This is a genomic window from Halomonas sp. C22 (genome assembly GCF_007655045.1).
In the GTDB taxonomy this organism is placed as follows: Bacteria; Pseudomonadota; Gammaproteobacteria; order Pseudomonadales; family Halomonadaceae; genus Vreelandella; species Vreelandella hamiltonii.
This window is the reverse complement of record NZ_VBVC01000011.1, coordinates 16996-39441: the sequence shown is the minus strand read 5'-3', so window position 1 is coordinate 39441 and position 22446 is coordinate 16996. Positions and strand designations below refer to the sequence as shown.

General features: G+C 62.9%; 18 protein-coding genes. 7 read left to right on the top strand and 11 right to left on the bottom strand.

Going from position 1 to position 22446, the window contains the following annotated elements; all coding sequences use genetic code 11:
* Nucleotides 1–4: 4 nt before the first annotated feature.
* The 4 genes from coxB (at nt 5) to FEU76_RS16575 (ending at nt 6254) form a co-directional block, all read left to right on the top strand.
* Entirely contained in the window at nt 5–1066 is a 1062-nt protein-coding gene (gene coxB / locus FEU76_RS16590; RefSeq protein WP_144984443.1) for a cytochrome c oxidase subunit II, read from the top strand.
* The gene (gene ctaD / locus FEU76_RS16585) at nt 1063–3588 is read left to right on the top strand and encodes a cytochrome c oxidase subunit I (RefSeq protein ID WP_039179483.1); all 2526 of its coding nucleotides are present in this window, start codon (nt 1063–1065) and stop codon (nt 3586–3588) included. Before coxB ends, ctaD begins: the two co-directional genes overlap by 4 nt.
* A gap of 4 nt (nt 3589–3592) precedes the next feature.
* Nucleotides 3593–3949, top strand: a complete 357-nt coding sequence (locus FEU76_RS16580; RefSeq protein ID WP_016914240.1) for a hypothetical protein — start codon at nt 3593–3595, stop codon at nt 3947–3949.
* 79 nt (nt 3950–4028) lie between these two features.
* A complete protein-coding gene (locus FEU76_RS16575) occupies nt 4029–6254 on the top strand; it encodes a heavy metal translocating P-type ATPase (RefSeq protein WP_260851417.1) in 2226 nt (741 codons plus the stop codon).
* On the opposite strand, the gene FEU76_RS16570 is transcribed toward FEU76_RS16575, so the two are convergent.
* Together FEU76_RS16570 and FEU76_RS16565 are read right to left on the bottom strand one after the other, a co-directional pair.
* A complete protein-coding gene (locus FEU76_RS16570; protein ID WP_144984437.1) occupies nt 6172–6468 on the bottom strand; it encodes a winged helix-turn-helix domain-containing protein in 297 nt (98 codons plus the stop codon). The genes FEU76_RS16575 and FEU76_RS16570 overlap by 83 nt on opposite strands.
* A gap of 38 nt (nt 6469–6506) precedes the next feature.
* Nucleotides 6507–7586, bottom strand: a complete 1080-nt coding sequence (locus tag FEU76_RS16565) for a PA0069 family radical SAM protein (protein WP_144984434.1) — start codon at nt 7584–7586, stop codon at nt 6507–6509.
* A 168-nt stretch (nt 7587–7754) separates the two neighbouring features.
* Between FEU76_RS16565 and FEU76_RS16560 the strand changes: the two genes are divergently transcribed.
* Nucleotides 7755–8339 (top strand): cysteine hydrolase family protein, encoded by a 585-nt coding sequence (locus FEU76_RS16560; RefSeq protein ID WP_144984431.1) that lies wholly within the window; start codon nt 7755–7757, stop codon nt 8337–8339.
* Here the strand turns inward: FEU76_RS16560 and FEU76_RS16555 are convergent.
* From FEU76_RS16555 to ptsP, 7 genes are all read right to left on the bottom strand, one after another.
* Nucleotides 8317–8658, bottom strand: a complete 342-nt coding sequence (locus FEU76_RS16555) for a gamma-glutamylcyclotransferase family protein (protein WP_260851416.1) — start codon at nt 8656–8658, stop codon at nt 8317–8319. The two genes, FEU76_RS16560 and FEU76_RS16555, sit on opposite strands and share 23 nt — an antisense overlap.
* 90 nt (nt 8659–8748) lie before the next feature.
* Nucleotides 8749–10023, bottom strand: a complete 1275-nt coding sequence (locus FEU76_RS16550) for a type II toxin-antitoxin system HipA family toxin (RefSeq protein WP_144984425.1) — start codon at nt 10021–10023, stop codon at nt 8749–8751.
* Nucleotides 10020–10277: a helix-turn-helix domain-containing protein gene (locus FEU76_RS16545; RefSeq protein WP_052196421.1), complete on the bottom strand. Its 258-nt coding sequence runs from the start codon at nt 10275–10277 to the stop codon at nt 10020–10022. Before FEU76_RS16545 ends, FEU76_RS16550 begins: the two co-directional genes overlap by 4 nt.
* Before the next feature lie 239 nt (nt 10278–10516).
* The gene (pgi, locus tag FEU76_RS16540; protein ID WP_016914231.1) at nt 10517–12175 is read right to left on the bottom strand and encodes a glucose-6-phosphate isomerase; all 1659 of its coding nucleotides are present in this window, start codon (nt 12173–12175) and stop codon (nt 10517–10519) included.
* Nucleotides 12176–12399: 224 nt separating this feature from the next.
* Complete coding sequence (locus FEU76_RS16535; protein WP_039179502.1) at nt 12400–14136, bottom strand: PTS fructose-like transporter subunit IIB; 1737 nt, start codon at nt 14134–14136, stop codon at nt 12400–12402.
* A complete protein-coding gene (pfkB, locus tag FEU76_RS16530; protein ID WP_144984422.1) occupies nt 14133–15101 on the bottom strand; it encodes a 1-phosphofructokinase in 969 nt (322 codons plus the stop codon). The genes FEU76_RS16535 and pfkB overlap by 4 nt, the downstream gene beginning before the upstream one ends.
* Entirely contained in the window at nt 15101–17968 is a 2868-nt protein-coding gene (gene ptsP, locus FEU76_RS16525; protein ID WP_144984419.1) for a phosphoenolpyruvate--protein phosphotransferase, read from the bottom strand. The genes pfkB and ptsP overlap by 1 nt, the downstream gene beginning before the upstream one ends.
* A gap of 236 nt (nt 17969–18204) precedes the next feature.
* Here ptsP and cra point away from each other — a divergent pair, with 236 nt between their 5' ends.
* The gene (cra, locus tag FEU76_RS16520; RefSeq protein WP_144984417.1) at nt 18205–19179 is read left to right on the top strand and encodes a catabolite repressor/activator; all 975 of its coding nucleotides are present in this window, start codon (nt 18205–18207) and stop codon (nt 19177–19179) included.
* 34 nt (nt 19180–19213) lie between these two features.
* Here cra and FEU76_RS16515 read toward each other — a convergent pair whose 3' ends face one another.
* Both FEU76_RS16515 and pyk read right to left on the bottom strand, forming a co-directional pair.
* Complete coding sequence (locus FEU76_RS16515) at nt 19214–19690, bottom strand: methylglyoxal synthase (protein ID WP_039179513.1); 477 nt, start codon at nt 19688–19690, stop codon at nt 19214–19216.
* A gap of 22 nt (nt 19691–19712) precedes the next feature.
* Entirely contained in the window at nt 19713–21179 is a 1467-nt protein-coding gene (gene pyk, locus FEU76_RS16510) for a pyruvate kinase (protein ID WP_144984414.1), read from the bottom strand.
* Between the two features lie 260 nt (nt 21180–21439).
* On the opposite strand from pyk, the gene gap reads away from it, so the two are divergent.
* On the top strand, nt 21440–22441 hold the full coding sequence (gene gap / locus FEU76_RS16505; protein ID WP_026001738.1) for a type I glyceraldehyde-3-phosphate dehydrogenase: 1002 nt from the start codon (nt 21440–21442) through the stop codon (nt 22439–22441).
* Nucleotides 22442–22446: the final 5 nt, after the last annotated feature.

The window sequence follows — 22446 nt, the reverse complement described above, 5'->3', positions numbered from 1 at the left end:
GCATATGAGGGAACGCAACAGCAATATAGCCTCGCCCAACATTCAACGCGTTACGGGTCGGCGGGTCAACCGGATGGCCATTTTGGCGGTTCTTGGACTGATCCTGTTGACCGCTGGCTGTGCGGGCGATAAGTCCATTCTAGACCCCGCTGGGCAGGCTGCACGAGATGTTGCCCTGATTTGGTGGATCATGTTGACCTTCAGCACCGTGGTGCTGGCGGTCATCACGGCGTTGTGGCTGTTTGCCTTCAAGCCCAGGGACGTCACCCGCACGCCTTCCCAGGAGCGCAAGGTGGCTCGCCACTGGATTCTGGGTGGCGGTATCCTGCTGCCCGTGGCCAGCATCGTGGCGCTGCTCGCCTTTGGCGTGCCCGCCGGTCAGCGCATGCTGGCCATTGGCGAACCCGGCGAGGTGATCGAAGTCATCGGCCACCAGTGGTGGTTCGAAGTGCGCTACCCTAATGCCGAAGGCGGCGAGGTGGTCACGGCCAACCATCTGGTGATGCCGGTCGGCGAGCCGGTGGACTTCCACGTGACCGGCGCCGACGTCATCCATGGTTTCTGGATTCCGCGCCTGGGCGGCAAGGTCGACATGATTCCCGGCCGGGAAAACCGCATTCGCCTGCAGGCAGACATTCCTGCCGTCTTCGGTGCCCAGTGCGCCGAGCTGTGTGGCATCGGGCATGCCCACATGCACCTGTTCGTCGAAGCCCTGCCCCGAGAAGAGTACGACGCCTGGCTGGCCGAGCGCCAGCAGGACGCGCTGGCAGCAGCGGCTACGGCCAATGCCGCCGATGACGAGGCGCGCAGCGCGTTCATGACTCACTGTGCCAGCTGCCATACGGTGGCCGGGGTCAGTGGTGGCACGCTGGGGCCCGACCTTTCCGACGTGGGCAGCCGAGCGACGCTGGGCGCTGGCGTGATGGCCATGGACGATGGCGCCATCAGCCAATGGCTGCAGCATCATCAGACGCTGAAGCCCGGTAACCTGATGCCGTCCCACGATGATATCGACACGGACACCCTGGACAGCCTGGGTGCTTGGTTGGAGACCTTGAACCCATGAGTAGCGTTAGTCAAAAAGCCGTTGAGCAGGACCCGAAGCAGCTCCACGAAGACCTGCACGATATCTGGGGCAACCCCAAGGGATTGAAGGCACTGACCATCGTCAACCATACGACGCTGGGCCTGCGCTTCATGATCACCGGGATGGTGTTTTTCCTGATCGGCGGCATCCTGGCCATGCTGGTGCGTACTCAGCTGGCCATGCCCGATCAGGATTTCATGTCGCCGGATATCTACAATCAGGTCACGACCATGCATGGCACGGTCATGATGTTCCTGTTCGCCATCCCCATGCTGGAGGGCTTGGCGATCTACATGATCCCCAAGATGATCGGCGCGCGAGACCTGGTATGCCCCCGGCTGACCTCGCTGGGCTACTGGTGTTACCTGTTCGGCGGCATCATTCTGACCTCCAGCCTGATTCTGGAAATCGCTCCTTCCAGCGGCTGGTTCATGTATACCCCGCTCAGCAGCAGCGAGTTTTCCCCTGACCTCGGCCCTGATTTCTGGCTGTTGGGGATTACTTTCGTGGAAATCTCGGCGCTTTCTGCCGGGGTGGAAATCGTCGTCTCCATCTTGCGCACCCGTACCCAGGGCATGGCGCTGCATAAAATGCCGCTGTTTGCCTGGTACATCCTTGCCATGGCGCTGATGATCGTGGTGGGCTTTCCGCCGCTGATTCTGGCCAGTGTCATGCTGGAACTGGAGCGCGCCGTCGGCATGCCGTTTTTCGAAGTGGCCAGTGGTGGCGATCCGATTCTGTGGCAACACCTGTTCTGGCTGTTCGGGCACCCTGAGGTCTACATCATCTTCCTGCCAGCGGCGGGGATCATCTCGACGCTGATTCCGGTCTTTGCCGGTAGGCCCATCGTCGGCTACGGCTGGGTGGTCTTTGCCATTATCGTCACGGGGTTCATCAGCTTCGGCCTGTGGGTTCACCACATGTTCACGGTGGGCATTCCCCAGCTGGCGCAGGCCTTCTTCTCGGCGGCCAGTATGCTGGTGGCAGTGCCCACGGCCATTCAGGTGTTCGTGTGGCTGGCCACGCTATGGCTGGGCAAGCCCAAAATGAAGCTGCCCATGCTGTGGGTGCTGGGCTTTCTGATCATCTTTGTCTGTGGTGGCTTGACCGGGGTCATGCTGGCGCTGGTGCCGTTCAACTGGCAGGTGCACGATACCCACTTCGTGGTGGCGCACATGCACTACGTGCTGGTGGGGGGCATGTTCTTCCCGCTGATTGCCGGGCTCTACTACTGGCTGCCGCTGTTTTCCGGGCGCATGCCCTCTGAGAACCTTGGACGCTGGGGTTTCTGGCTGACGTTCCTGGGCTTCAACGGCACCTTCCTGATCATGCACTGGACCGGGCTGCTGGGGATGCCGCGCCGGGTCTACACCTACGATACCGGCATGGGCTGGGATATCTACAACCTGCTTTCGTCGGTCAGCAGCTTTGTCATGTCTGCCGGTATTGCCATGGTGCTGCTGGATATTGCGCTGCACTTCCGCTTTGGCAAACCCGCCAAGCAGAACCCCTGGAACGCCGATACGCTGGAGTGGGCCAACACCATGCCGCCCAGTGCCTACAACTTCGTCAGCCTGCCCAAGATCGAAACCCGTCACCCCCTGTGGGATGACCCCAACCTGCCTGTCACCATGGCAGAAGGGAAGCACTCGCTGGCGGTGGCCACCCACGGGCGGCGTGAGATGTGGGGCACTGATCCCATCTCCGGCAAGGTGCGTGAAATCATTCACCTGCCGGGTAACTCCTGGTGGCCGCTGTTTGCTGCCATGGCGCTGGCGGTGGTGTGTATCAGCCTGCTGGTGCGGGTCTATGCGCTGGCCGGTGTCTTCGTGCTGATTGCCGGGGTGTTCCTGCTGCGCTGGTCCTGGGAGAACGGCGCGCATCCCAAGGCCTCGCCGGATGCCGATGTGTCACCCGGTGACCCGCCGCTGCACTCTCGCACCATGGATGGCCCGGGTGTGTGGGCCATGGGCACCTTCCTGATTGCCAACGGCTCGTTCTTCCTCTCGTACCTGTTTGGCTGGTTCTATCTATGGACCGTCTCCCCGGAGTGGAGCATGCCCGACACATCGCCACTGTCGTTGGTGGGGCTGGTGGTAGCGGCTCTGGCCATGACGGCGGGCTACATCGTGATGGTCAAAATGATTCGCGGGCTGCGCCGCCAGCAGGATGCCGGGCTTGCCAGCGGTTTCTATCTGGCCGGTGCGCTGGGAGCCGTGCAGGTGGCCGTGACCACCTGGGTGATGCTGGCCGCCGATTTGGCTCCCACCGAGACCACCCACGATGCCGTGCTGCTGTTGGGCCTGATTTATGCCCTGTTCCACGGCGGGCTGGCGGTCGTGCTGACGGTCATGCAGGCGCTGCGGGTGCGCTACGGCTACGTGGGGGCCCACGCGCCGTTCGAACCTGCCGTAGTGGTACAGCTGTGGCGCTACAACGCCGTGGTGTTCTGGATCCTGGTGGGCTCGCTCGCTGTGTTGCCCCGCGTCATTGGAGGTTGAGGCCATGTCACCTTTACTCGAGCGCTTGAGGTTGACGCATCCCATCCACTTCGTGGTGGGCCTGACCGTGTGGTGCATCTGGTTCATCGCCGTCTATGGAGGCCACGCCGTGGCCTGCGAGGTGGCGGCTCCCGCCACGGAGCGTGGCGTGTTCACGCTGCTCAATGGCTGGATGCTGCTGCTGAGTCTCGTCACGACCGCGCTGCTGGCGGCGCTTACCTGGTGGTGCTGGCAAGCGGGCCAGCGCCATCAGGGGCGCGCCCGGTTCAATGCCGTGGTTTCGGCGGGGTTGTATCTGTTCTCCGCGCTCAGCGTGGTGTTCGTGGCGCTGCCGATCATAGGCATTCCGCCTTGCGTGTAACGTGGCCTTGAGCGACGCATCGGCCACGCACGCGGCCCAACCCGACGGCCTGGAAGCACCGCTGTATACGCTGCACGGCATGTGGTGCACCAGCTGTGCGCTGGCGGTGGAAGGAGCGCTCAAACAGCAGCCGGGCGTGCTCGACGCCAGCGTCCACTACCCGACCGCCACCGTGTGGGTGAAGGGTGAGCCCGATGCCACGGCGCTGGACGCACTGGCGCCCAACGTGGCGCGGCTGGGCTATCGGCTGGCGCCGTTGGAAGACCTGCAGGACGCCCATGCCCGGCTGGAGCAGGAAAGCCGTTACTTGACCCTGCGCTTGATCGTCGGCTCGGTGTTTGGCATGTGGACCATGCTGGCCTCGCTGCTGATCTACGCTGGGGCCATGCCCACGGCCGCGCTGGAGAGCGTGCTGGCCTGGGTGTCGGGTGCCTTTGCGATTCCCGTGGTGAGCTATGCCGGGCTGCCTTTCTACCGGGCGGGCTGGCGCACACTGCGGGCAAGGCGGCCCGGCATGGACGTGCTGGTGAGCCTGGGCGTGCTGGGCGCCGTAGTGGTATCGCTGGGCCTTTTGTGGCGTGGCTCGGTAGAGGTCTATTTCGATACGGCGGTGATGCTCATCGTCCTGCTATTGGTGGGGCGGCTGGTCGAAACGCTGTGTCGTCAGCGGGGCTTGAAAGCCTTCGATGCCCTGGCGCTGCCCGATACGTCGGTGCCGGTGCTGCATCAAGGGCAGGTTCAGGAAACTGCCATCGAGGAGGTCACGCTGGGCCAACGCATTGCCGTTGCCCCAGGCGACGTGGTGCCGCTGGATGGCACCCTGGAGACCGACGGCTGGCTGGACACCGCCACGCTGTCCGGTGAAAGCCAGCCGCGCTTCGTGGGTGCCGGGCAGCCAGTGTATGCAGGCTGTCGTTTTATGGGCCGCGGTGGGCAGGGCGGCTCGCTGGAACTGACCGTGACCGCCACGGCGGGCCAGCGGCGAATGGACAAACTGTGTGACCAGATGCGTCGCTTTCAAACGCAAAAAGGGGAGCTGCACACCTTGGCCGAACGGTTTGCCGCCTGGCTGAGCCCCGCGGCGCTGGTGTTGGCGGCAGTGACCCTGCCCATTGCCTGGCTGATGGGCGTGGGGTGGGATGAAGCGAGCGTGCGCGCGCTCTCGGTGCTGGTGGTGGCCTGCCCCTGCGCCGTGGGTCTGGCTGTGCCGCTGGCAAGCCTGGCGGGCAGCAGCCAGGCCACCCAGCAGGGTATTGCGCTGCGCGACCCTGCCGCGCTGGAAGTGTTGGCCAAGGTGCGCTCGGTGGCGTTCGACAAGACCGGTACTTTGACCCAGGGGCAGCATCGCGTGCTGCACGCGATGCTGCGCGAGGGGGCTGACGACGCAGGGTTTCGCCTACAGTTGGCCGTGGCAGTCAGGCAGAGTGAACACCCGCTGGCGAACGGACTGCGCCACTGGGCAAGCGGCACCTCGCGGGATCAGGTGGAGGTTCATGAAACGCCGGGGGCCGGGCAAACCATCACATTCGCCGATGGCCACACCTGGTGGCTGGGCAGTAACGCGTGGCTGGCCCAGCAGGGCAAGGAGATCCCCGCCGATGCAAAGCACCCGGCATATGGCTTTGCATCCGAGGTGCTGGTGGCGGATGAGCAAGGATGGCTGGCCACCCTGTACCTGGCCGACCAGCCCGTGCCGGATGCCCAGGCCACGCTTGCCCAGCTGCAGAGCGCCGGTTACGTGCTGGCGCTGATCAGCGGAGATCGCCAGGGCCCGGTGCAGTGGCTGGGCCAGCGTGTTGGTCTATCGCGGGAAGCGTGCTATGCCCAGCGCTCCCCGGAGGCCAAGGCACGTTTGCTGGAGGCGCTGCCATCGCCCACGCTGTACGTGGGCGATGGGGTCAACGACACGCTGAGCCTGGCAGCAGCAGCGGTGGGCGTGGCCCCGCTGCACGCCAGCGACGCTGCCCGGGAAGGGGCCGCTGCTCAGCTGCTGTCTCCCGGTATTGCGGGGGTCGCCAGGCTGTTGAGGGTTGCGCAGCGAACGCGTCGCATCATGGTCCAGAACCTGCTGTTATCGGCGCTCTATAACACTCTGGCGCTGGGGTTGGTGGTCACCATGGCCATTCCCCCGCTGATTGCTGTGCTGGCCATGGCCGCCAGTTCCCTCAGCGTCACACTCAACGCCGCGAGGCTGACCTGGGCCGAGCCCGATGCGCCTTGGCCTACTCACGGTAGCCCAACGCCTCACCCAGCTGCTGAGCATGTTGCGCCACCCAGCGCGGATCGATCGCGCCCCACTGCTTGATGACGTAGTGGCCGATGTTATGGCGCTCGCCGTCGCCTTTTTCGAACACGCACTCGATGTCCAGTTCGCTCAGCGAGGCGATAGTATCCTGAGCCGTGCGCCTGGGCATGCCGGTGGCTTCCATCAGCGCAGGCACGCTGGAAATGCCTTGTTCGATCAAGTGGGCCACGTATAGGCGGCGGTAAAAGCTGGATTTTGTTTTACTGAGCGACATAGCGAGGGCGTCTTCTTGGTGATGTGTACTCCAGCAGTCTAATCAAATAAGTCCCCCTGTGCCCGCGGTGGCCGAAAGTCGCGGGTGTTCAAGCCCTGCTCGGTGCGCGATTGCATGTTCCATTGACGGCTGGCGCGCTGGAAACGCTGGGCGATCAGGTCGGCAAAGACCCCTTCCCCACGAAAGCGCTTACCAAACCGTGCATCGTAGTTCTGGCCGCCTCGACACTGGCGCATCAAGCTCATGACCTTGGCGGCACGTTCCGGGTAATGGGCGTTCAGCCAGGCTTCGAACAGAGGGGCGACTTCATGGGGCAGTCGCAGCAGCATCCAGGTCGCGGTACGCGCCCCCGCCCGGCTGGCCGCTTCGAGGATGCGCTCGATTTCATGGTCGGTGAGTCCCGGGATGATCGGTGACACCAGCGTGCCTACCGGTATGCCTGCCGTGTTCAGCTCGCGAATGGCTCTCAAGCGTGCCTGGGGCGATGCCGCCCGAGGCTCCAGCGTGCGCTTGAGGTTGGCGTCCAGGCTGGTCAGGCTGACGAACACCCGTACCAAACGATGCTCCGCCATTTCCGCCAGCAGGTCCAGGTCGCGAAGGACCAGCGTGCTCTTGGTCACTAGGGTGACCGGGTGGCGACAGGCCAGCAGCAGCTCCAGCAGGCGCCGGGTCGTCTGGTAAGTGGCTTCCAGCGGCTGGTAGCAGTCGGTGTTGCCAGACAGGTTGATGGGGCGGCAGACATACTGCGGATGGCAAAGCTCCTCTTTCAGATGCTCGACCAGGCCGCTGCGGGCGATCAGTCGGGTTTCAAAATCGAGCCCCGGCGACAGGTCCCAATAGGCGTGGGAAGGGCGGGCATAGCAGTACACGCAGCCATGTTCGCAGCCACGGTAAGGGTTCAGGGAGCGGTCAAAGGGAAGATCGGGTGAGCGGTTCCAGGAGAGCGCGCTTTTGCTGGGCTCTTCGCGCACTTCGGTAGCCAGCGATGGGCGAGCTTCCTCTTGCCACCAGCCATCGTCCTCCATGACGCTGCGGGTCGGTGAAAAACGGTTATGGGGGTCGTAAGTGGCACCGCGACCTTTATGCACGGCGGATAGGGGAAGGTTATGGGCGGTCATCGGGAGCCTCGCGCTGAGCTACCTATAATATGTTTATCCATACAGTATAGGGTGTTTGTCGTGCTCTGCAAGCAAGGGGCAGCGGTAGGCCATCAACTGCTCGATGCCGTTGGGAAACGCCGTGGGGCGACGTAAACTGGCTGCAACTGTCCATTTGAGAGAGTCACCATGAAACAACATGAAGCCAGCCCAGCAGTGGCGTTGATGATTATCGACATGCAGCAGGGCATGGCGACGCCTGACGCGGGGGCACGCAATAATCCGCAGGCAGAGGCCAATATTCAGCGCCTATTGATGGCCTGGCGGCAAGCTGCCGGGGTGGTCGTACATGTGCGACATATCTCGCGCTCACCTGGCTCACCGTTTTGGCCCGGGCAGAGCGGCGTCCTGTTTCAGCCAGCGCTAGCGCCCTTGCCCTCCGAGCATGTGGTCGAGAAGAACGTGCCGGACGCGTTCGTTCACTCAGGCCTGGAGCGCTGGTTGCACGTTCGGGGCATCCGTGATCTTGTGGTGGTTGGGGTGAGCACCAGCAACTCGGTGGAAGCCACGGCGCGCACCGCAGGCAATCTCGGTTTCGATACCTGGGTCGTGAGCGACGCGACGTTTACGTTTGCCAAGTGCGATTATGCGGGCACGGAGCGTACCGCCGATGAAGTGCACGCCATGTCGCTGGCCAATCTGGCGGGGGAGTATGCGCAGATCGTGGATACGCAAGGAGCGCTGGCGCGGTTTACCACTCGCCGCGGCGAATGAGCGATGCTTCCTCGACGGCGGGGTTGTAGAGGTAGCACCAGGCATCGCCATGAGAGGTCGCCAGCACCGCCCGGTCGTAGGTCCCTTTTTGGGGGGAGTGGTGCAGGTAATCTTCCAGCTCATCGAGCCGGGCTAGCCGCTCGGCATCGATGGCATACACTTCCACCACAACGCCTGTGGAGGGTATGAGCTTGGCGCCGGGGTAGGGGCCCAGGTCGTAAAGCGTAATCGCCGTCAAGCAGTCCTTGCCCAGCATGTCTGCGCCGCCCAGCCAATGATGATTGCGATGACCGTGCTTTAACGTGCCGTATACCGCCACGCGGGGCAGCGTTGGACTGCCTGGTAAAGGTAGTTCATTAGGATGCTCGTTTTTCGTTACCTGGGAGCTGGGTTTAGCAAGAGAATGAAGTCACCAATGCGCTGCTTTCTTGCACTGTTTTACGATGTGGTGGCGCTGTTTTTGTAAACGTGGCCAAGCGCCCTCGGATAGCCCTGCCTCTATTAAAGCTTGCTGCATTTCTGTGGAGTCAACAAATCGAAGCAGTAGCGCTTTAAGTCGCTCAATTTCTCGTTTGATGAATGGATAGCTAATTTGGCTCTGCGTCGCCAGCTGCTTCCAGTCACGAGATAAAAGCTGCATGGTGTTGTTTTGGTTGCCAATGGAGAATGCCAGGCTAGGGTCATATCCTAAAACAATGGTGCCCACCAAGTCGTAAGCGGGAGCAATACGCCATTTGCCTTTTGCATCTTGTAGTAATGACACGTTTTTTGCGTGGCCATCACTGTTGCCTACCAATACGTTAAAAATTTGCCAGCGGAGCAACTGTTGCAATGCTGGGGCAGGTGGCCTGCATACCTCACGTAACAGATGAAAGCAGTCGGCCAGCGTCGGTCCGCCGTGTTCCTGGTATTTCTGCGTACGCGGTCTGCCCATTGCCTGGCATAAATCTTCCTGATGCACGCGTTGCAGAGAGCCGTTGACCCATGCTCTATCGTAACGCTCAACCACTAATAGTGGGCACTTCCCTGCATAACGTATTGAAGTGCGGGGGCACTCGATGCCGACCAGCTTGGCCAGCGTGTTGAGGTAAAGCTCATTGAAAATAACTTGGTCGCGTCCATCTACCGCAAACTTGATGATATGCGAAGAGGCAGCAGTGCCTTGGGGCAAATAAAAAGCTTCCTCACGCCAGATCACAGGAATCTTGTCTTGTGCACCGGCCAGTGAAAGACGTGGCCTGGGGGCTGGTTGTGACGCTGCAAATAGCGCATAACGTTGTTGAAAGGCCGCCCACTCGTTAAGTCTTTCTTGCGGCAGTGGCGTACCGTCGTTATTGCTGGACGCAGGCTCTGGTAGTTGATGAGGCGGCAGAATCGACAGTGCCCCGGCGCAATCTCCACCAAGCGCGGTCAGCAGCGAGAAGTCGTCATCAGGAATGCCCAGTTGGCGGATAATCGCCGCACGTGCTTGCTCTTCTGGCAGTAGGTTGCCGAACCAATGATGGGCAGTCAGTGCTTCGGGCGGCCATGTCCGTTGGTGTAAAGGAAGGCTGTTGGAAATGGCCTGTCCACTAGCTTGCCACTCTGCGTCATACTCAAAGCCCATGAGGCGGCTATCTGCGCCGCGCCAGAGTGTGCCCACCCGTTGGTGGTTCTGCCACACGATGAGCGTTTCAGTGGTCATGAATCGCTATCCATTGGCTGTGCCAAAAGCTCGATACCGAGTGTTTCCAGGACGCGCAATACTCTGCCCATGCCGCATGTGTCGCGGCCGTTTTCGAGTTCACTTAAAAAGCGAATACTGACGCCGCACAGTCCCGCCAGGGTTTCCAGGGTCAGATGTTGGCGTTTACGAGCCTGACGGATAATCAGGCCAAGACTGCTGGCGGATTCAATCGAATAAAGCGCTGTGTTGGTTGGGGCAGGTAGGGTAGGCATATACGCTCCCGTTTCCCTATAAGGAAAATTACCGGACTGGAATACTTATAGTAGCCGAACTTTCCCGATAGGGAAAATAAAAGGCAGTGTCAGTGAAAAGCGGTGATTTTATCCCTATGGGGAAAGCGTGGCCGGTGGGTTGTAACGACTCGCTACCTGGGCTCGGGGCACTGCGTAAGTCTGGGCATAAAAAAATGGCCCCCACCGTAGTGGAGGCCATCAGTCAATGCCGCTTGAGCCTAACGCTTCTTGCGAGCGGGCTTTTTGTCTCCGGCTTCGGGGTCTGCGCGGTGTGCGGTGCCCGGGAAGTGGGCGCGGACGAGTTCCAGCAGGCCCTGGGTGGAGGCGTCGAAGTCGGCGGCGTTGGCGTCGATGCGCTCGCTGATCTCACCGGCAATGCGTTTGCCGAGCTGCACGCCCCACTGGTCGAAGGAGTTGATATTCCAGATCACGCCCTGAACGAACACCTTGTGCTCATACAGCGCAATCAGCGCGCCGAGGTTCTTCGGAGTCAGCTCGTCCAGCAACAGCGTGCTGGAAGGGCGGTTGCCGGGACAGCTGTAGGGGTCCAGTTGGCTCAGTTCTTTGCTGTCGCCCTGGCTGCCTTCCATGAAGGCGTTGGCCTGGGCCAGCATGTTGGTGAGCAGGGCAAAGTGGTGGTCTTCCACGCCCGGCTCCGGCTTGAGCGAAGCGATGAAGTCGATGGGCACGTAGCGGGTGCCCTGGTGCAGCAGCTGGAAGAACGCGTGCTGGCCGTTGGAGCCGGTTTGCCCCCACACGATGGGGCCGGTTTTGTAATTCACCGGGTGGCCGAAAATATCCACCGACTTACCGTTGGACTCCATGTCCAGCTGCTGCAGGAAAGAGGGCAGCTGGTTCAGCGCCTGGTCGTAGGGCACGATGGCCTGGGTTTCGGCGCCAATGAAGTTGATGTACCAAATGCCGATCAGCGCCATCAATACGGGCATGTTCTGGGCGAAAGGTGCTTCGATGAAGTGGCGGTCCATCTCGTGGGCGCCTTCCAGCAGCTCGATAAAGCCTTCGAAGCCAATCGAGAGCGCAATGGGCAGGCCAATGGAAGACCACATGGAGTAGCGGCCGCCCACCCAGGCCCAGAATTCGAACACGTTCTCTTCACGAATGCCGAACTCCATGGCCGCTTTGCGGTTGGTGGAGGCGGCAATGAAGTGCGCCCCCACGTCGGCGTCTTCCCCGGCGTTCTCCAGGAACCAGCGCCGCGCAGTCTTGGCGTTGAGCAGGGTTTCCTGAGTGGAGAAGGTCTTGGTAGAAACGATGAACAGCGTGGTGGCGGGGTCGAGCCGTGAGAGCACCTTCTGAATGTGAGTGCCGTCCACGTTGGACACGAAGTGAAAGTGTAGCTCCGGATGCCGGTATTTCAGCAGCGCCCGCACCGCCATGTTGGGGCCCAGGTCCGAGCCGCCAATGCCGATATTGACCACGTCCTTGATACGCTGGCCGTTATAGCCTTTCCACTCGCCGTTACGCACCGCCTCGGAGAACACCTTGATCTGCTCGCGGGTGCGGGTGATTTCGGGCATCACGTCTTCGCCGTCCACGTAGACCGGCTCGTCGCCCAGATGGCGTAGCGCGGTGTGCAGCACCGGGCGGTTTTCGGTGACGTTGATGATGTCGCCGGAGAACATCTGAGCGCGGCGCTGTACCAGGGCCGAGTGGTCGGCCAGTTCGATCAGCTTGGCCAGTACCGCATCAGACACCTGGTGCTTGGAGTAGTCCAGAAAAAGGCCTCCGACGCGCAGGCTCATTTTTTCGAAGCGCTTCGGGTCGTGGGAAAAATAGTCGCGAATACGGTCGTTGGCGGTTTGATCGCGCAGGCGCTCTAGGGCCTGCCAGGTAACGCTGCGGGTGAGTTGAAACATAACGGGCGGTCCTATTTGTTTTTACATCGTTGTTTCAGATCAGAGGGGGCTCCAATCGTGATTCTTGTTTATGTAAAAATACTACATATCGGGCGCCATGAAAGCGCTTTGTAGCTTAAGTCGTTAGAAAAAGAGTAATAAAACTAGATTTGGTGCGAGCTGGGGGGCGTGACTACAAAAAGGGCGGGCCTGGGCCCGCCCCTGGTAAGGCCAATGTGCAACCGTTAGCTGGCCACCGCTACCTGTGCAGCACCGCGCTTGATGAACGCATAGCCCAGGCCAGTAATCAAGGAGCCCGCAATGATCGCCCCCAGGTAGAGGAACGCCGGGGTGATGGCGTTGGGGATCAGGAGCACGAAGATACCGCCGTGCGGCGCCATCAGCTGAGCGCCGATCAGCATGGAGAGCGCGCCGGTCACCGCACCACCCGCGATACAGGCCGGAATCACCCGCAGCGGATCTTTCGCGGCAAAGGGAATCGCGCCTTCGCTGATGAAGCACAGGCCCAGCACGAACGATGCCTTGCCCGCTTCCCGCTCAGGGGCAGAGAACTTGTTGCGCGCCACAAAGCTGGCGATGCCCATGCCAATGGCAGGCACCATGCCTGCTGCCATGATGGCCGCCATGGGCGCGTAGGTTTGCGATGCCAGCAGGCCCACGCCGAAGGTGTAGGCGGCTTTGTTGACGGGCCCACCCAGGTCGAAGCACATCATGGCGCCCAACAGAATGCCCAGCAGTACGGCGTTGGTAGAGCCCATGGAGGAGAGGAAACCGGTCAGGGCGGCCATGATGGCGGCCACGGGTTCGCCGATTACGTAGATCATGGTCAGGCCGGTGACCAGGCTGGCCACGAACGGGATGATCAGAATCGGCTTGAGGGATTCCACGCTGGCAGGCAGCTTGACGTACCGCGTCACGGCCAGCGCCACATAGCCGGCCAGGAAACCGGCCAGAATGCCGCCGATGAAACCGGCATCGATATTGGCGGCCAGCATGCCGCCGATCATGCCGGGGGCGATGCCGGGGCGGTCGGCAATCGAGTAGGCAATGTAGCCTGCCAGCACGGGAATCATCAGTGCAAAGGCGGTGCCGCCACCGATCTGCATCAATGCTGCCGCCAGGGTGCCCTCTTCCTGAAACGCTTCGATACCAAACACGAACGACAGGGCAATCAACAGACCGCCCGCCACGACCATGGGCAGCATGAAGGAAACGCCGGTCAGCAGGTGCTTGTATACGCCTTTTTCCTTGATACCCTTTTTGGCCGAGGCACCGCCAGCGGCGCTGGTGCCATCTTCCACCGCTGCGTCAGTCAGCGCGGCTTCCAGCGTCGGGCGGGGCTTTTTCAACGCGTTGCTGGTGGAGGTGCGATAAATGCGCTTGCCCGCAAAGCGAGAGGGGTCCACTTCGATGTCGCAGGCCAGCACGACCACGTCGGCAGCGGCGATCTCTTCATCGGTGAGTTTGTTTTGTGCGCCCACCGAGCCCTGGGTTTCCACGCGAATCTGGTGGCCCATGGCTTTGCCCGCTTCGGCCAGCGCTTCGGCGGCCATGAAGGTGTGAGCAACGCCGGTGGGGCAGGCGGTGACGGCAACGATACGTTGGCCGCCTGGGCTGCCAGCGGGGGCCGCTGCGGTGGTGGCTGGGGCGCTGTACAGGGGGGCGTCGCGTTTTGCCTGGGTCAAAAACGCCGTAGGATCGGGAAGGGCGCTGGCAATCGGCGCCTTGAACAGCCGCTTACCTTCGAAACGCTCCGGGGCCGGTACCTGGTCGGCGGCGACCACGATCAGGTCGGCGTTGGCGATCTGTGCGGCGGTGGCCGCCTGCAGAGGGGCAATTTCACCATGCATTTCCACATGGACGTGCCAGCCCAGCCGGGTGGCGGCTTGTTCCAGGCGCTTGGCGGCCAGGAAGGTGGTCGCCATGCCGCTGGGGCAGGCGGTAATCAGGATCAGGTTCATCGCGTGGCTCCCTCGGTGTGGGTGTCGTCAAGACGCCGTACCCGGGTCTGTTGTTGGAGTGAGTCGAAATCGTCGGCGTGGGGGTTGCCCACGCCAACATGGCGAACGGCTTCGGCAGACAGCGCCGTGGCGAAGCGCAGCGTGGCGTCGGGGTCGTGCTGGCTCAGCAGCCCATGCAGCATGCCTGCCACGAAGGTGTCGCCCGCGCACACGGTGTTGACTGCGTGAACGCTGGGCGGCGTCGAGTGCCAGGTGCCGTACTGGCTGGCCCACAAGACGCCTTCGGCACCGGCGGAAATCAGCGCGTGTTCGATACCGCTGGCATGCAGGCGCTGGGCAGCAGCTTGGCGCTGGGCATCGGAATCGAGGGCGTGCCCCGCCCACTCGGCCAGCTCGGTTTCATTGGGCTTCACCGCCGCAGGCTGGGCGGCGATGGCCGTCAGCAGTGCCGGACCGCTGGTATCCACCCACAGCGGCACGCCAAAGCCTTTCAGGAAATCGAGTAGCTCATTGAAGATGGCCGAGTCGATGCCCGGCGGCAGGCTGCCTGCCACGATGATGGCCTGCGGCGCAGTGTCCTCGAACAGGCCGTTGAGCGTCGTACGCAGAGCGCTGAGATGAGCTGCTTCAATGGGCATGCCGGGGCCGTTGATATCGGTCACCCGGCCGCTCTGCTCGGCAAGCTTGGCATTGATACGGGTGTTGCCCGGCACCCGCACGAAGGCGTCTTGAACGCCGTAATGCGGAAAGGCCAGACGAAAAGGGGCGTCGTTGTCCTGGCCCAGAAAGCCGCTGACGACCACCTCATGGCCAAGGCTGGCCAGCACCCTGGCGACGTTGACCCCCTTGCCCGCCACCTCCAGCTGGGCGTGAGTGGGGCGATTGACCTGCCCCAGCGTCAGCGTCTCCAGGTCGAAGGCGAGGTCCAGGGCTGGGTTCAGCGTGATGCAGACCACTCGTGCCATCAGCGAGCCTCCAGCGCATCGCGCACGTCATCGCTGGTTGCCTTGCTCAGGGCCAGCTGCGCCGTGGCCTGCGCTTCTGCCAGGTCGAACTCCCGCAGGCGGGCCTTGACCAGCGGGATCTGCCGCGCGCTGACCGACAGCTCGTCGACGCCGAGGCCCACTAGCACCGGAACCGCCATGGCATCCGATGCCAGCTCGCCACAGACGCCTACCCACTTGCCGTGGGCGTGGGCTGCGTCGACGGTCATCTGGATCAGCCGCAGTACGGCTGGGTGCAGGCCGTCGGCCTGGGCAGACAGCTCCGGGTGGCCGCGGTCGATGGCCAGGGTGTACTGGGTCAAGTCGTTGGTGCCCACCGAGAAGAAGTCCACTTCGGCGGCCAGCGTCGGTGCCAGCAACGCGCTGGAGGGCACCTCGATCATCACGCCAAGCTGCACGTCGGTGGCGCGCTGCTGCTCCGTGATCTCCTTGAGCAGTCGGTCGTAGATGGCTTTGGCGGCGCGGAATTCGGCCACGTCCTTGACCATCGGCAGCATGATGCGCAGCGGTTTGCCTACGGCGGCCATCAGCAGGGCGCGAAGCTGCGTTTCCAGCACGTCCGGCTGGGTCAGCGCCAGGCGAATGCCGCGCAGGCCGAGGAAGGGGTTGTCTTCCTGGGGGACTGGCCAGTAGGGCAGGGGCTTGTCGCCGCCCACGTCCAACGTTCGGGCGACCAGCGGTCTGCCAGCGAGTGCATCGGTGGCTTCACGGTACTCGGCGATCTGCGTCGCCAAATCCGGAGCACTGGCGTAGGCCATGAACAGAAACTCGGTGCGCAGCAGACCAACGCCCTCGGCGCCACGCTCGACGGCATCGGCGGCGTGGGCCGTATTGCCCAGGTTGGCAGCGACCTCTACCCGGTGGCCGTCGCGGGTCTGGGCCTGCTCGAAGCGCAGCTCCCAGGCGTCGGCTTCACGCTGCTGCTGGTCGAGCAGCTGCTGTTCGGCGCGCCGCAGGCGCTCTTCGGAAGGTTGCGAGATCACGCGGCCGCGCTCGCCATCCAGAATCATCATGCCGCCGTTGGCCAGCGCCATGACCGCTTCGCCTGCGCCCACCACCGCGGGAATGCCCAGCGCACGGGCCAGAATGGCGCTGTGCGCGGTGGCGCCGCCGCGAACGGTGAGCAGGCCTCGCACCCGAGAGGTATCCAGGCGCGCCACATCGGAAGGGCCAATGTCGTCCATCACCAGAATGTAAGGGTGGTCGGGTGGCTCGGGCAGAGTCACGTCGCACAGCACACCCAGCACTCGGCGGCCGACGTCGCGCAGGTCGGCGGCCCGCTCTGCCAGCAGCCGGTCGGCCAGCATCTCCTGAGCACGGGCGGCGGTGTCGATGGCTTCCCACCAGCCAGCCTCCGCCGAGCGCCCTTCGCCGATGGCGTCCAGCGCCGCCTGACGCAGCTCGGGGTCGTCCAGCATCTCTTCATGCATGGAGAGGATGTCGGCCACTTCACCGCCGGGCGCGTTATGCACCAGCGCCTGCAGCTGGGCGGCGCCTTCCTGCAGCGCTGCACTCAGGCGGCGCGCTTCGGCCTCAGGGTCGTTGGCGTGCTCGGGATAGTCGAACGCCAGCGGACGAATGACGAACACCGGTGCAATGGCCAGCCCCGGAGACGCCGCCACGCCGGTATGCGGGGTATCGGCCGCCAGTGGCGTGATATCGGGCTGGCGGGTATCGGTGGCGGGGCGGGTCTCGCGGCCGCCATCGAAGGGCGTGACTTTCTCGCCCAGGCCCTCTTCCACGGCGGCGGCGAGGGCATCCAGGGCATGGCTGGCCTGCTCGCCTTCCGCAGAGAAGATCAGCCACTGGCCACGACGTGCGCCAAGGCCGATGACCTTGGTCAAACTGGCCGCCGAGACGGTGGTGGCGCTGCCCTCTTCCAGACGAACGTTGATGGGCATGGTCTGGGCGCGGGCGATTTGCACCAGCTGTTTGGCCGGGCGGGCGTGCAGGCCGTGGGGGTTGAGAACGCGCACACGGCGTGTTTGCGTTTGGGCGGTTTCTCCCGCCAGCAGCGCCAACAGCTGGGCACTGCTCTTGCCCATCAGGCTTTCACTCTGGCCACTCTCCACCAGTGCCAGCAGCTGTTCGAGCAGCGGGCGGTGGCTGTCGCCGCTGGCCGCCAGGCAGAAGAGGGCGTGGACGGCGCGCCCGTCGTGTTCGATGGCATCAGCGGGCGTGGCCACGCCCAGCGCGGGCTGGCGTACCCCCGTTGCCTGGCTGGCGAGCCAGAGGCCTTTGCCCAACCACTGTGGCGCAGAGCTGGCCACGGCGCTGATGAAAGCATTGTCGACGCAGCCGCTTTGGCGCAGCCGGGCCGCGGCGGCCAAGGCCAGCTCCTGCGGGTCTCGGGCAGGGAAGTTGACACACAGGGTGTCGGCGTCCAGCTTGGGAGCCACGGCGGGGCGGGAAAGCAGCCGGGCCACGTCGGCGGCTGAACTGGCGTTGGCCAATTCGCTGGCCACGCCGTCTCGGTCCAGCACGTGGGTCAGTTGGCGCAGAATGTCCAGGTGCTCGTCATTTTGTGCAGCAATGGCGACCAGTACATGCACGGTGTTGCCGTCATGCCACTGAACCCCTTGGGGGAACTGCAGCACGCGTACGCCGGTACGCTTCACCAGATGGCGGCTTTCCGGGGTGCCGTGGGGGATGGCAATGGCGTTGCCCAGATAAGTAGAGGACTGCGCCTCACGGGCATGCAGGCCATCGCGGTACTCGGCCTCCACCAGGCCAGCCTCGGCCAATGCCTTGGCGGCGCTATCGAGTGCAGCTTGCCAATCCTGCGCATGGCGGTCGAGCAAGATGTCATCAGGGCCGAGGGTCAGCATAGGGTTCTCCTGTAAACGCGGTCAGGTAACGGCAACGTCTGCGATTGGCGGCGAATGTGCGCGCATAAAACGTTAGTCGTAGAGCGTTGAGGTTAGCTGGATGAATCGTGTCACCTGTGTATAGTGGCTATGCTGAATCGATTCACTTTTAGACACAAGGGTTGTCTTTTTAGACTTTGGTCTGAAGAGGGTGAAACGGCTGCTAAACTGCCGTCTTTATTAGGGGGGAAACCAGCATGACACTTGCCGATATTGCCCGGCTGGCCGGGGTCTCGCGCACCACGGCAAGCTATGTAATCAACGGCCAGGCCGAACAGCGGCGAATCAGTGCCGCCACCATCGAAAAAGTCATGGCGGTGGTGCGCCAGTATCGCTACCACATCGACCCACAGGCCGCTGCCCTGCGCCGTGGCGCAAGCCGTTTGATTGGCTTGATCGTTCCAGATCTCGAAAACATCAGCTATGCCCGGCTGGCCAAGCGGCTGGAGCGGGGCGCTCGTGAGCGGGGCTATCAGCTTTTGCTGGTCAGCTCCGATGATTGTGCCGAGAGCGAGCGAGCGCTGGCGCTGGCGCTACGGGCCCAGCGTTGTGAAGTGCTGATCACCGCCAGTTGCCTGCCGGAAAACGACCCCTTTTATGCCGACCTGGCGGAAGAGGGCTGGAGCGTGGTGGGCATGGACCGTGGGCTTGCACCGCACCGCTTTGCCAGCGTGGTCAGCAATGACCAGCAAGCGGCGTATGCGTTGACCCGTTCGGTCATCCGCCCCACCACGCGCACGGTGGCATGGCTGGATGCGATGCCCGAGCTGTCGGTGAGCCGGGAACGGCGGGCCGGATTTCAGCAGGCGCTGGCCGGTCAGAATATCCAGGCGCTGACGTTCAGCGGCGAGCGCTACGAACGCGATGTCGGGGTCGCGTTGGCACGTCAGGCGTTCGAGAACGGCTCGGTGGATGCGCTGGTCACCGCGTCCTATGCCTTGATGGAGGGTGTCTTCGACGAGCTGCTGGCCAGGGGCGGATTGTCCGCGTCGCTGCGGCTGGCCACGTTTGGCGATCATCGGCTGCTGGATTTCCTGCCTCAGCCGGTCAATTCGGCACTGCAGGATTACGACCGCATTGCCGAGCTGACGCTGCAATGTGCACTGGATGCCATGAACGGGCGTTACCAGCCTGGCCAGCAGGTGGTCGAGCGCCACCTGCGTTCCCGCTGAATACTCAGATGTGAGGCGAATGCCCGGGCGGCGCTCACACCGAGCGCGCCTGGGCCCAGGCGTTGGCATCGGGAATGGCCATGTCGTAGTGCTCCCCCAGGTAAGGGGAGGAGAGCAGGAAATCGGCGCTGGCGGCGTTGCAGGCCACCGGTACGTTCCACAGGGCGGCCAGGCGCAGCAGGGCCTTGACGTCCGGGTCGTGGGGTTGGGGGGCGAAGGGGTCCCAGAAGAAGATCAGAATATCGAGCTGCTGCTCGGCAATCCGAGCGCCAATTTGCTGGTCGCCGCCCAATGGCCCGCTCATCAGCCCTTCCACCTGCAGGCCCAGCGAGGTGGTCAGCCGCCCCGAGGTCGTGCCGGTGCCCACCAGGGTGTGCTGGCTGAGCGTATCCTTCCAGCGCTCCGCCCACGCCAGCATCTCCGTTTTCTTGCCGTCGTGGGCAATCAGCGCGATGCGCTTGCGCGCGGGCAGCGTACGTACGGCTTGGCGGGGTGGGCGGGCATCGGTCATGTCGGGCTCTCCAGAGCAAGGATTAGTCGGCGTCAACGGCCAGCACTTTCATCGTGTTGGTGCCGCCATGGGCGTTCATGTGGTCGCCTCGGGTAAGAATGACATGCTCGCCCGGGCGTGCCAATCCGTGGGTCTTGAGCAGTTTGATGGCTTCTGCATTGACCTGGTCTGCCGCCATCTGGCTGGTATCGAACGGCAGCGAGACCACGCCGCGATAGAGCGCCATGCGGCGCTGGGCAATCGGGCTATGGGCCAGGCCGACGATCGGCAAGCCAGAGCGGATGCGTGACGCAATCAGCGGGGTGTAGCCGGTGGAGGTCATGCAGGCGATGGCGCGCACGCCCGTCAGGTGGTTGGCGGCGTACATGGCCGACAGGGCGATGGTTTCATCGATGCGCTCGAAGCCCTCGTGAATTCGGTGCCCGGACGCCTGGGCCACCCGCTCCCGTTCGGCGCCCAGGCAGACGCGGTTCATGGCTTCAATGGTTTCGACCGGGTAGTCGCCTGCGGCGGTCTCCGCCGACAGCATCACCGCATCGGTGGCATCCAGCACGGCATTGGCCACGTCGAATACTTCGGCACGCGTAGGCAGCGGCGACTCGATCATCGACTCCATCATCTGGGTGGCGGTGATCACGGCGCGGTTCAGCGTGCGGGCGTGCTTGATTATGCGTTTTTGGGTGCCGATCAGCGCTTCGTCGCCAATTTCCACGCCCAGGTCCCCCCGGGCAACCATGACCGCCTCGGAGGCCACGATGATGGCGTCCAGGGTTGCGTCGTCCGCCACGGCTTCGGCCCGCTCCAGCTTGGCCACTAGGCCGATCTCCTTGCCTGCTTCCCCCAGCAGGGCGCGGGCTTCCTGCATGTCCGCCGCGCTGCGGGGAAACGACACGGCCAGGTAATCGACGCCAATCTCGATGGCGGTCTGCAGGTCCTGCTTGTCCTTGTCGGTCAGCGCTGGGGCGGAAAGGCCGCCACCCTGCTTGTTGATGCCCTTGTTGTTGGAAAGCTTGCCACCCACGTGTACCCGGGTGTGCACTTCCTGCCCGCTAATCGAGGTGACGTCCAGCACCACGCGGCCGTCGTCGAGCAGCAGCCTATCGCCCGGGCGCACGTCCTCGATCAGCGCCTTGTAGTCGCAGCCAACTCGCTCGGTGGTGCCTTGCTGGGCATCCAGCGCCATATCGAGCACAAAGGGCTGGCCGACTTCCAGCTGCACGGACCCTTCGATAAAGCGCGAGATACGAATCTTGGGCCCTTGCAGGTCGCCCAGCGCTGCCACGCTGCGGCCCAGGCGTTGGGCAATCTCGCGCACGTCATTGAGCCGACGACGATGGTCGTCTGCCGAGCCGTGGGAGAAGTTGAGGCGCACCACGTCCACGCCCGCCTTGAGCATGGCCTCCAGCACGCCGGGGCGGTCACTGGCCGGGCCTAGCGTGGCCACGATTTTGGTACGACGAAGCGGCGAAGAGGGCGCTGGGGTGGTCATGGGGCAGACTCCTGAATAGGTAGGGGCAACGCTCGAAACAGGCAGCTGCGGTGCGTTGCCGCGCAGGCCGATGAATCGGTCATTAAGTATTGGACTACGATAGCCTTTATATAGTAATTTTACTACATATTGGATAGTTATTAGCCTTTTGGGGCGGTTATGGCAGGTTTTAATCGGCCTTCAGGTGATTAAAGACGTATTTTTAGTAATTTTTTTACTGAATACGCCATCGACGACCACTGCTTGATAGAGGTGCTACCATGACAATAAGAGTTGCCATTAACGGTTTTGGACGGATCGGCCGCAACGTGCTGCGCGCACTGTATGAAAACGGCTACCGTGACCGCGTTCAGGTGGTTGCCATCAACGACCTGGGTGACCCTTCATTGAATTCCCACCTGCTGCGCCACGACACGGTGCACGGCCACTTTCCCTTCACGGTAGAGCACGACGCCGAGAGCATCACCGTGGACGGTGACCGAATCGCCATTTCCTCCGAGCGTGACCCGGCCAATCTGCCCTGGTCAGCCCTGAACGTGGACCTGGTGATGGAGTGTACTGGCCTGTTCACCAAGCGTGACGCGGCGGCCAAACACCTTGCCGCCGGTGCCCAGCGGGTGCTGATCTCGGCGCCCAGCCCGGATGCCGATGCCACCGTGGTCTACGGCGTCAACGACGACGTGCTCACTGCCGAGCACAAGGTCGTTTCCAACGCTTCGTGCACCACCAACTGCCTGGCCCCCGTGGCGAAAGCGTTGAACGATGCCGTGGGCATCGAGAACGGTCTGATGACCACCGTGCACGCGTACACCAACGACCAGAACCTGTCGGACGTCTATCACTCGGACCCGTACCGGGCACGCAGTGCCACGCACTCGATGATTCCCACCAAGACCGGTGCGGCTCAGGCGGTTGGTCTGGTGCTGCCGGAGCTGGCGGGCAAATTCGATGGCCTGGCCGTGCGAGTGCCCGTGATCAACGTGTCACTGGTCGACCTGACATTCACCGCCGGGCGTGACACGACCAAGGAAGAGATCAATGCCATCGTCGAGAAAGCCGCTGCAGGCTCTGCGGTGCTGGATGTCAATGCTCAGCCGCTGGTGTCGATTGACTTCAACCACAACGCCCACTCGTCGATTTTCGATGCCAATCACACCCGTGTGAACGGTCGGCTGGTGAAGATCATGGCCTGGTACGACAACGAGTGGGGCTTCTCCAACCGTATGTTGGATACCGCCATCGCCATGCAGAAAACCGCCTGATCAGG

Excerpts from the sequence above, each read along its gene's own strand:
- ctaD (WP_039179483.1), top strand. The coding sequence starts at position 1,063 with ATGAGTAGCGTTAGTCAAAAAGCCGTTGAGCAGGACCCGAAGCAGCTC.
- FEU76_RS16575 (WP_260851417.1), top strand. The coding sequence starts at position 4,029 with ATGTGGTGCACCAGCTGTGCGCTGGCGGTGGAAGGAGCGCTCAAACAG.
- cra (WP_144984417.1), top strand. The coding sequence starts at position 18,205 with ATGACACTTGCCGATATTGCCCGGCTGGCCGGGGTCTCGCGCACCACG.
- pfkB (WP_144984422.1), bottom strand. The coding sequence starts at position 15,101 with ATGGCACGAGTGGTCTGCATCACGCTGAACCCAGCCCTGGACCTCGCC.
- pgi (WP_016914231.1), bottom strand. The coding sequence starts at position 12,175 with ATGTTTCAACTCACCCGCAGCGTTACCTGGCAGGCCCTAGAGCGCCTG.
- FEU76_RS16565 (WP_144984434.1), bottom strand. The coding sequence starts at position 7,586 with ATGACCGCCCATAACCTTCCCCTATCCGCCGTGCATAAAGGTCGCGGT.
- FEU76_RS16550 (WP_144984425.1), bottom strand. The coding sequence starts at position 10,023 with ATGACCACTGAAACGCTCATCGTGTGGCAGAACCACCAACGGGTGGGC.
- FEU76_RS16545 (WP_052196421.1), bottom strand. The coding sequence starts at position 10,277 with ATGCCTACCCTACCTGCCCCAACCAACACAGCGCTTTATTCGATTGAA.
- pyk (WP_144984414.1), bottom strand. The coding sequence starts at position 21,179 with ATGACCACCCCAGCGCCCTCTTCGCCGCTTCGTCGTACCAAAATCGTG.
- FEU76_RS16570 (WP_144984437.1), bottom strand. The coding sequence starts at position 6,468 with ATGTCGCTCAGTAAAACAAAATCCAGCTTTTACCGCCGCCTATACGTG.
- coxB (WP_144984443.1), top strand. The coding sequence starts at position 5 with ATGAGGGAACGCAACAGCAATATAGCCTCGCCCAACATTCAACGCGTT.
- FEU76_RS16515 (WP_039179513.1), bottom strand. The coding sequence starts at position 19,690 with ATGACCGATGCCCGCCCACCCCGCCAAGCCGTACGTACGCTGCCCGCG.
- ptsP (WP_144984419.1), bottom strand. The coding sequence starts at position 17,968 with ATGCTGACCCTCGGCCCTGATGACATCTTGCTCGACCGCCATGCGCAG.
- gap (WP_026001738.1), top strand. The coding sequence starts at position 21,440 with ATGACAATAAGAGTTGCCATTAACGGTTTTGGACGGATCGGCCGCAAC.
- FEU76_RS16560 (WP_144984431.1), top strand. The coding sequence starts at position 7,755 with ATGAAACAACATGAAGCCAGCCCAGCAGTGGCGTTGATGATTATCGAC.
- FEU76_RS16580 (WP_016914240.1), top strand. The coding sequence starts at position 3,593 with ATGTCACCTTTACTCGAGCGCTTGAGGTTGACGCATCCCATCCACTTC.
- FEU76_RS16535 (WP_039179502.1), bottom strand. The coding sequence starts at position 14,136 with ATGAACCTGATCCTGATTACCGCCTGCCCCAGCGGCATGGCGACCACC.